Raw genomic sequence first — 7,853 nt, 5'->3', positions numbered from 1 at the left:
CGAAGTAGGTATCATCCTGGAACCCGAAAGGGATGCGGTTGTTGATACTTTGCATCAGGTTAAGAGTGAACCACTTATAGTCATTTTTTCTGATGTCGTCGGAATAGTCGACGGCAAAGCTCGCACCGGAAAGGGCGAGGGCGGAACTGATACTGAGAGCTGCCAGAGTTTTATACATGATGACTTCCCGCTAACCATTTGCCATTGCTTGTTGTTCTTCTCGTCAGTTTGCTTTTCTGGGTATTGCCACAGTCTTGAAAGGCATGACAAGAAGTGTGTCGTGAGCGTGTTGTAGGAGTAAAAATATACTTCGCGCTCATACAGCAAAGGCTAGTGCATATTCTCAGCGCTGTGCTTCTGTCTTATTGCTAAGTCGTATTTCTCAGTTATTGGGAAAAAAGATGGGAAAAATATGGAAGAAAATGAACTAGAAAGCGGGAATGTCTCGTAAGTAATTTCAATCTTATTTTCGAGATATATGGAAGGGAAATAACAAAAAGGCGCCAAAGGCGCCTTTCATCAAGCTAAGTACAAATCAACTTAGAACTTGTAGGTAACAGAAATGTAGTGACCAACACCTGAAGAGTCAGCAACTGGTCCCCATGGTAGAGTTTCACCATCTTCGAAACCGTATACGTTGTTGTATAGTTTCAGGCCGTAACCCACTGCGTAGCGATCAGAGTGCCAGTACAGACCGTTGAACATCGCAGCACCTGTGCTTGACTGGTGAGCAGCATCATCTTCTAGACCGAATTCGAAATCGATGTAACCCTGGTAAGACAGGAAGCTGCCGTTGTCGAAGAAGTGGAATGGTTTGAACCAGTTAGTTGCTAGGTGGTAGCCGTTCCACTCATGGTCGTTACCGCGGTAAGAAGCCATTAGGTTCAGGCCGATTTTACCTAGCCATGGAACCATTACATCAGAACCCAGACCAACTTTCTGGTTGTTTACACCAGAGTTGCCACCCCACTCAATAAGTGTCGCAAGGTAAAGTTCCTGAACAGGACCGAAAGACAGGTCTTTGCCAGTTACTGCATCCAGAGATACACGAGGGGCAAACTTCATGAAGATTTTTTCTGCACCTTGCTTGTCGCTATCTTTGTCGCTGGTCAGGTTGAATACATCAACGTAGCCGTACAGGTCAAAGATGCCAGAGCGGCCGCCGAATTCCATTTCCAGGTAGTCGTGAGATGACTCTTTACCTGCACCTTTCTCATCAAAAGCGTACATTAGGTTGAACTGAGACCAGCTGTAGTCGTTTTTGTGGATATCGTCAGAATAGTCTGCAGCATTAACTGCGGCAGGAAGAGCTGTTGCAGCTAGAACGCTAAGTGCTACTAGTGATTTACGCATGGTGAAGCCTCGCTAATTGTGTTTTATCTTTCGGACTTATTTATACGTTGTCCGTATTTATGGCGGTGATTCTATTGTTTTATGTCACTGTTGTGAATGTAACGATTGCGCAATCCTTTCTCAATCGTGATCACGATCCTCTGTAATCGATTACAAAATAGGGTAATAGTGATCTCGATCGTTATTTTTAGTGCTTTCAATGAAATTTTTCTGAACCAAATGACAAAACACTTATCTAATCGCGTTTTTTGGGCTTATATCGGCAGAGAAAAGTGAGATGAATGGATGCCGAAAGTACCCTTCATCAACAGAATACTTCCGGTTAGCGATGATTCTTAAAGATGCTGTGAGATGAGTTGCTTAACTAGCTTCAGAGCTGGCTTCGGAGGTAGCGCTTGAGGTCTTGTCTACAGCATAGATCAGCAGCAATACCGGCAAGCCGATCAGTGCTGTTGTAAAGAAGAAAATGTTATATCCGAAAGTGTCGACATAAAGGCCTGAAAACCCAGCAATAAACTTAGGGAACAAGAGCATTATTGAGCTAAACAGTGCATATTGCGTGGCCGAGAAGGCCACATTGGTCAGGCTCGACATATAGGTGATGAAAGCGGCTGTCGCGATACCTGCGCTGAGGTTATCAACCGATATCACCAGCGTCAGCATCGGCAGGCTATTGCCCATATAGGTAAATACCATGAACAGAATATTGGTGCCGGCGGAAAGTATGGCCCCCAACGCCAGAATACCGAGTGTCTTGAACCGGCTGACAAGAATGCCGCCCAGCCCGGCGCCAAGCAAGGTCATGATCACGCCATAGACTTTTGATACCGAAGCGACTTCTGTTTTGGTAAAGCCCATGTCGACATAGAAAGCATTGGCCATCACCCCCATGACAACATCTGATATCCGGTAGCAGCCAATCAATACCAGAATGAGCAGGGCATCACGGCCATAACGGGAGAAGAAGTCTTTGAACGGCATGACGGCTGCTGTGTAGAACCAGGCAACGGCTCTTGCCAGTTGCGGCATCATACCGTTGTCTGTGAGTTGGTGGCGGAATTCTCGTTCGATATTATCAATTTCTGAGTTGTCGACATTGGGCTCGTGGATACAAAGCGCGGTGATTAAGCCGACCAGCATGAGTGATGCCATGATGAAGTAAGCTTGCTTCCAGCCGTTGGCATCATAGCCGCTGTCGGAGCCAAGCCAGGCGGCAAAAGCCAGGGCACCGGCACCGGCCATGATCATAGCCAACCGGTAGCCCGTCATATAGGCAGCTGCAAGGGCGGCCTGGAGGCGCTCTGTGGCCAACTCGATACGGTAGGCATCGATGACGATATCCTGCGAGGCTGATGAAAAGGCAACAATGACCGCAAAAACAGCCAACTGTACTAAATCGACCTGCGGGTTACTAAAGGCCATACCGCATAGCGAGGCGATGATTAAGAGCTGTGAAAAGACCATCCAGCCACGGCGGCGGCCTAATAACCGTGATAGTACAGGAACGGGAAAACGGTCAATCAGGGGCGACCAGATCCACTTAAAGCCATAGGCCAGAGCGACCCAGCTAAAAAAGCCGATATCGGTTCGGCTAACTTCCGCTTCCCGGAGCCAGAATGACAAGGTGCCAAAAACCAGCAACAGAGGCAGGCCGGAAGAAAAGCCCAGTGCCAGCATGATCAGTACTTTCTTTTCGAAATAGACGCGCCAGCCTAGTTTGTTTTCCTTGATAGGTTGTTCCATTACTTCCCCTAAATCATCGCAATGTTGCCGCTTTTCCTCGATTATAAATCTAAGCTACTGGGAACTTCAGTAAAAATACAGTAAAAAACAAAAGCGAGAGCCAGGCTCTCGCTTTAAGGTGTAACGTATTGTGTCAGTTGTTGTTAGGGGCGAATTCCTTGCATTTTTTTCTGGTGCTCGCCCAACCCGAGCAAAAACTGGGCTGTGGTTGTTACTTTAAACTGAATAAAGTTATTGCCGAGCAGTTCGTGCTCTTCGAGTGACTCAAGCAGATGGAGTAAGTACCAATAGGCCGATTCATAACTGTCGGCTGGCGTTCCCGATGCGACCGAGAGCTTCCACCAATCACGCAGATGTTCAGAACAGGTTTTACTCATGGAGTCGTAGCTGACATCGCCACTCAGTGTACCTAAGGCGCTTAGTGCCAGGGCGGGGGCGTAGTCAGCGATATGCTGATTGACCAATTCAGAAGACACATCTGGCCGGGATGAGATCAGTGTTAGCATAGCAGTCACCTGGTCGTAGGCTAACGGCCAGGTGACGTTAGTCTACTCTTTGATAATAGTAATAGCTTTAATAACTATAGGCTGCTGCGGGACATCTTTCATACCCATAGATCGGATAGTTGTAGTAGGAATTTCAGCCATTTTTTCAATAACTGAGAAGCCCTTCACAACTTTTCCGAACACGGCATAACCAGGACGGCTGCCCTGAGCGTCCAAAAACGAGTTGTTCTGGTAGTTGATATAGAACTGGCGAGTTGCCGAGTCAGGATCTTGAGTGCGTGCCATTGCAATGGTTGCACGGGCATTGCTCAGGCCGTTGGTTGACTCGTTCTTGATCGCTGGATAGGTCGGCCGGCGTTGCAAATCTTTGTCAAAACCACCGCCCTGTGCCATAAAGCCCGGGATCACGCGGTGAAAAATGGTACCGACGTAGCTACCGTCTTCAACGTAGCGCAGAAAGTTCTGGCTTGAGAGCGGGGCTTTTTTTTCATCCAGCTGAATGGTGAGTTCACCGAGGTTCGTCGTCATCAGTACCTGCGTGGCACTAACGGGCAACGCAAAGCTCAATAGTAAAGCGACAAGGTAGCGACGCATTACAGATTCTCCTGCATGTAGTTGTTTAGTTCAGGATCTGAATGGATATCTTTTAATACTGCCGTGATCAGGCTGTTCATTGCTTCTTCCATATCTCCCATTGACGCACTCATCGCACCGTTACGCTCGGACTTGCCGGAGTAACGCTTGACGAACTTGCCGGTCGGGGACTCGATAACCAACTGAAGCTGAAGTTTGCTGTTAAGCTCATGGCTCATCATGCTGTGCTTGACGTTGATCATTGCTTCAAGGATGTCCAGGCGCATGGTTCCCTGGCTATCTTGCGTAATGACGTAACCTTGAGATCTTAGCTGGCGAGACAGAGCTTGTTCTAGCGTGACGCGTAGGTTCTGTGTTGCGTGCAGAGGCTGAACGTTCTGGCGGCCGCTGTCGACGACAGCGATAAATTGAGCCGTTCTCAGGTCGCGGCTTTCCAGGCTAAGGGACTTACCCTGGGCGTTAGCCTGAGTGCTAACAACTGGCGTTGGCGCAATGGTTAGCTGTGGTTCAGATGGTGCCGTACAGGCAGTAAGTGCCAAGACTGTGGCGGCAACAAAGAGCTTCTTCATATTTATTTCTATCCTTAACAAAAGCTGTTGTGAGCAGACAACGGCTCAATAGTAAAACATTGGGTTATTTTCCTGAACGGTAAACCACAAACTTATTATTCTGGGCGACGACCGACACATTACCAAATAAGCGTCTAAGTTTCCCATCGTAGCCCAGGTGGCGGTTACCAATGACAATTAACTGGCCTTTAGCTCTGAGAACTTGCTTTGAGTCACAAAACATTTGCCAGGCAATATGATCGGTGATGGCGGTTTGCTGGTGGAACGGAGGGTTGCACAGAATGAGATCGGCACTATCGTGTTCAAGCCCATCCAGGCAGTTGGCCACTTTGGCTGTCAGCTGATCCGGCGTGTGCAGGTTAAGCTTGGCGTTGGCTTGGCATGAGGCGACAGCCATATAGCTTTCGTCGACGCAGGTGACGAATGCTTGGGGATTTAGCCGAGCGGCTTTAAGTCCGATAACACCGTTGCCGCAACCTAGATCGATAATGTCGCGGTATTTGTCGTTTTGCGGGATATGTTCCAGCAGCAGCCGGGCACCGATATCCAGGCTGTCGCTAGAGAAGACATTGGCATGGTTGGTGATTGTCAGCTCATGCTCAGGAACTTCCCATTGCTGCGGAGCCGGAAGCGGCTTTGCCAGCACCGGGTTAGGCCGGCAGAAAATCAGGCGGGCTTTTTTTACCGCCAGGGATGTCTTGGTCTCACCCAGGTGTTTTTCAAATAGCTTCAGCGTCGAGGTATGGATGTCCTTGGCCTTTGCGGCACCGATAACCGTACAGTCTTCTGGTAACAGATTACAAAGCTGCTGTAGCTGCCAGGTAAGCAGGCGATTGTTTTTTGGCAGCTTAATTAACACCAGTTGCGGGTTATCCGGTAGCTCGGCCAGGCAGTCGATGATATTGACATGCGGTAGTTGGTTGGCATCGAGGTTGGCGAGGCAGCCTAGCCGGGCGATAAACGAGTCGGTGACGCTGGTGACGCAGCCTTTTTGAGTGAACCAGCAGCTTAGCGCACCGAAACTGTCATTCATGATGAGGATTGGTCGCTGAGGATCCAGGGACATCTCCTGGGTATGGTTGATGAGATATTCATCCGCGGCGTCCCATGCTTGCAGGGTTTCGTTTTTTCGTACAGGGTAGCGCTTGAGTGTCAGCGTACGCTCGTGCAGGGTTAGCTCTGGTTTCATTACCGGTTACTTTAGGGTATGTTTACAGTTAATTGAGTTGTCCATTTTCGCAGAACATGCCTGCGCTGCAAACTAAAACCCGGCTTTTGGGACTGATTAATTACGGTCTGTTACCTGACTAGCGGATCTTAAAGTAAAAGCGGCTAGTTGTTTCGTGGCGGTTTAGCGGCTATTGCATGGCGATAAAGGTGAGAGTAATGATCCAGGAACGTATAGAAGAAAAACTGCAGCAAGCCTTTGAGCCTTTGCATCTCGAAGTGGTTAACGAGAGTAACATGCATAATGTTCCCCCAGGCTCGGAAAGCCATTTTAAAGTGGTTGTCGTGAGCAAGCAGTTTGATGGTGTTCGATTGATTGGCCGTCATCGTGCTGTCAATTCTGCGCTTGCCGAAGAGTTGGCCAATAGTATTCATGCGCTGGCGATTCACACCTATACCGAAAATGAATGGCAGAGCCTGGTTGATGGCGCGCCTGCGTCACCGGCTTGCGGAGGCGGGTCAAAACTGGGTGACTGAGTGGCCTGATTAGCTCTGAACTAATTGATAAACCGCACTTTGCTGCGGTTTTTTTAGTCATAAACTTTGAATCTGCAGGCATCATTATCTTGATTATTCGCGTATTATTGCATTTACCTTCATAGGACATGCGGAGCCTGCCTCTCGGTGCTTGCCGAGATAGGTAGCTGTCAGCGATGGTGAGCTGACTATACTGTTAAGAACTTGAACCTCTGTGACTTTTGCAGCGGCCGTTCAGATAGTAGAAGGGAATTCAATGATACAACGTAGTCGTAAGATGGTAATCGGATTAGTGCTTGCCATGGGGTTGGTTGCTTGTGGTGAGCAGGGCAGCGACAAGAAGCAACAACAGGTCAAGACCGTGGAATGGAAACTGGTTACCTCGTGGCCAAAAGGCTTCCCGGGCCTGGGGTTGGCTCCTGAGCGGTTTGCCGACAAAGTCAATGCGCTCAGTGGTGGCCGGCTGATCATAAAGGTATACGGCGCCGGTGAACTGGTTCCCAGTTTCGATGTGTTCAATGCGGTGTCGAAAGGAACGGCCCAGATGGGGCATTCGGCAGCCTTCTACTGGCAGGACAAAATTCCCGCGGCATCGTTTTTTTCTGCAACTCCCTTTGGTATGACGGCTCAGGAGATGAATGCCTGGCTGCACTATGGCGGCGGCCTTGAACTCTGGCAGGAGCTCTATGAGCCCTATGGCGTTATTCCTATGGCCGGAGGAAATACCGGGGCTCAAATGGGCGGCTGGTTTAATAAAGAAATTAACACCCTCGCTGATCTTAAAGGGCTGAAGATGCGACTGCCCGGGTTTGCGGCAGATGTGCTGAAGCGGGCGGGTGGTATTCCGGTCAGTTTGCCTGGCGGTGAGTTGTTTACGGCGCTTGAGACCGGTGCGATAGATGCCACCGAGTGGGTTGGTCCCTATAATGATCTAGCATTTGGTTTACATAATGCTGCGAGGTACTACTATTATCCGGGGTGGCAAGAGCCGAGTACGACACTGGAGTTCTTGGTTAATAGAAATGCATATCAAGCCTTACCGGATGATTTAAAACAGATTATTGAAGTGGCTGCGCGCGCCATTAACCAGGATATGCTTGATGAGTATATGGTAAAGAACGTGCAGGCGCTGGATGTGCTGGTCAATGAGCACGGTGTTGAGATCAGGCTTTTTCCCAAAGAGGTGCTGGCTGAGCTGAAATTATTGACACAGCAATTGATGAATGAAAAGAGTGCCAGTGATCCGGACCTAGGTCGGATCTATGCATCATATAGTCAGTTTCTCATGGATATCCGTCAATATGGTCGGGTGTCAGATAATGCTGATGTGAATATTGATTAACAAAATATGACAAAAAATAAACAACTCAAATGGGGCTTTGTT

Annotated in this window: 8 protein-coding genes; 2 read left to right on the top strand and 6 right to left on the bottom strand. The window is 48.7% G+C overall.

The genetic code is table 11. From position 1 onward, the window contains the following. Positions 1-540 precede the first annotated feature (540 nt). From MHN01_RS10015 to MHN01_RS09990, 6 genes are all read right to left on the bottom strand, one after another. Complete coding sequence (locus MHN01_RS10015) at positions 541-1,353, bottom strand: outer membrane protein OmpK (RefSeq protein ID WP_239411223.1); 813 nt, start codon at positions 1,351-1,353, stop codon at positions 541-543. A 360-nt stretch (positions 1,354-1,713) separates the two neighbouring features. Beyond that, positions 1,714-3,096, bottom strand: coding sequence for an MFS transporter (locus MHN01_RS10010; RefSeq protein WP_239411222.1), 1,383 nt, complete (start codon positions 3,094-3,096; stop codon positions 1,714-1,716). 143 nt (positions 3,097-3,239) lie between these two features. Then, positions 3,240-3,602 (bottom strand): hypothetical protein, encoded by a 363-nt coding sequence (locus tag MHN01_RS10005; protein ID WP_075763738.1) that lies wholly within the window; start codon positions 3,600-3,602, stop codon positions 3,240-3,242. Between the two features lie 42 nt (positions 3,603-3,644). Further along, on the bottom strand, positions 3,645-4,196 hold the full coding sequence (locus MHN01_RS10000) for a peptidylprolyl isomerase (protein ID WP_239411221.1): 552 nt from the start codon (positions 4,194-4,196) through the stop codon (positions 3,645-3,647). Further along, positions 4,196-4,765: a YajG family lipoprotein gene (locus MHN01_RS09995; protein ID WP_239411220.1), complete on the bottom strand. Its 570-nt coding sequence runs from the start codon at positions 4,763-4,765 to the stop codon at positions 4,196-4,198. The genes MHN01_RS10000 and MHN01_RS09995 overlap by 1 nt, the downstream gene beginning before the upstream one ends. A gap of 64 nt (positions 4,766-4,829) precedes the next feature. Beyond that, entirely contained in the window at positions 4,830-5,954 is a 1,125-nt protein-coding gene (locus MHN01_RS09990) for a methyltransferase (RefSeq protein ID WP_239411219.1), read from the bottom strand. A gap of 197 nt (positions 5,955-6,151) precedes the next feature. On the opposite strand from MHN01_RS09990, the gene bolA reads away from it, so the two are divergent. Both bolA and MHN01_RS09980 read left to right on the top strand, forming a co-directional pair. Continuing rightward, entirely contained in the window at positions 6,152-6,469 is a 318-nt protein-coding gene (bolA, locus tag MHN01_RS09985; RefSeq protein WP_239411218.1) for a transcriptional regulator BolA, read from the top strand. Between the two features lie 256 nt (positions 6,470-6,725). Beyond that, entirely contained in the window at positions 6,726-7,811 is a 1,086-nt protein-coding gene (locus tag MHN01_RS09980; protein ID WP_239411217.1) for a TRAP transporter substrate-binding protein, read from the top strand. Positions 7,812-7,853: the final 42 nt, after the last annotated feature.

Source organism: Photobacterium sp. OFAV2-7 (assembly GCF_022347985.1).
Lineage (GTDB): Bacteria > Pseudomonadota > Gammaproteobacteria > Enterobacterales > Vibrionaceae > Photobacterium.
Note: the sequence above shows the minus strand (reverse complement) of the source record. Positions and strands in the feature narration are given on the sequence as shown.